The organism is Roseateles sp. P5_B10 (assembly GCF_056400485.1).
This window is the reverse complement of sequence record NZ_JBFULE010001344.1, coordinates 1-894: the sequence shown is the minus strand read 5'-3', so window position 1 is coordinate 894 and position 894 is coordinate 1. Positions and strand designations below refer to the sequence as shown.

1 protein-coding gene and 3 tRNA genes are annotated in these 894 nt (G+C 58.8%); 3 read left to right on the top strand and 1 reads right to left on the bottom strand.

Annotation, left to right across the window (positions count from 1 at the left end):
• Positions 1 to 16: 16 nt before the first annotated feature.
• The 3 genes from AC1DU6_RS33215 (at position 17) to AC1DU6_RS33205 (ending at position 405) form a co-directional block, all read left to right on the top strand.
• A tRNA-Ala gene (locus tag AC1DU6_RS33215) sits at positions 17 to 92 on the top strand.
• Positions 93 to 140: 48 nt separating this feature from the next.
• Positions 141 to 216: transfer RNA gene (locus AC1DU6_RS33210), tRNA-Glu, on the top strand.
• A gap of 112 nt (positions 217 to 328) precedes the next feature.
• Positions 329 to 405 (top strand) — tRNA-Asp (locus AC1DU6_RS33205).
• A gap of 227 nt (positions 406 to 632) precedes the next feature.
• On the opposite strand, the gene AC1DU6_RS33200 is transcribed toward AC1DU6_RS33205, so the two are convergent.
• The coding region (locus AC1DU6_RS33200; protein WP_477862577.1) for a hypothetical protein at positions 633 to 894 on the bottom strand (262 nt) is incomplete at its 5' end.

Genomic DNA, 894 nt, shown 5'->3' with positions numbered 1-894 from the left:
GCGACCGGTTTATACCGGGGGTATAGCTCAGCTGGGAGAGCGCTTGCATGGCATGCAAGAGGTCAGCGGTTCGATCCCGCTTACCTCCACCAAATACTCTTGTGGTTTTTGTGTGGCACGCAGTTTGTTTAAAAAGTTCTGTCCCCTTCGTCTAGAGGCCTAGGACACCACCCTTTCACGGTGATTACAGGGGTTCGAATCCCCTAGGGGACGCCAATATTGGCAATCTCGTCGTATGATGGGAATGCGATTGGCAATCCCGTCGCAAGACGGGCAAGTTTGATGAGCTTGGATATTGTCGAAAGACGGTATCGAATTCATCCCACGCGGAGTGGTAGTTCAGTTGGTTAGAATACCGGCCTGTCACGCCGGGGGTCGCGGGTTCGAGCCCCGTCCACTCCGCCAAAAACAGCAATGCCCCGAAACCATAGGTTTCGGGGCATTTTTACTTGGCTGCTTAGGAGACGAGGCCGCGGGCCGGGGCGGGCGCTGTGCCAGCGTCGTCATTCCCGCCGGTGCCATGAATCTGTGGGCTGGCTGGGCCGGCAGGGCGCTGTTCAGCCGGCGCGGCCCGTGGGGCTTCGGCGGGACCGCGCTTGCCACTGACAACGAGGCGAGCGAGCTTAACAACCTCACTGGCTTTTGCCGGCATGCCGCCGATCAGCAATCCGAGCGTCAAGCTCAAGCACCACCATCCCTGTTTCACTCTTGGCATCTCCGGCTCCAGCCTTGCTCATCGGCAGGGCGCAGACTGAAGTGTTGAGCAAGGTCGGACAGCGGGCCACCTTGACGCGACGAACTGCGCTTTCTGTGGGCTGAACTGCGACTGAATGTCGATCAGTCATGAGCCAGAAAAGCAAAACGGGCCCAGTGGGCCCGTTCATACTTTGGCGG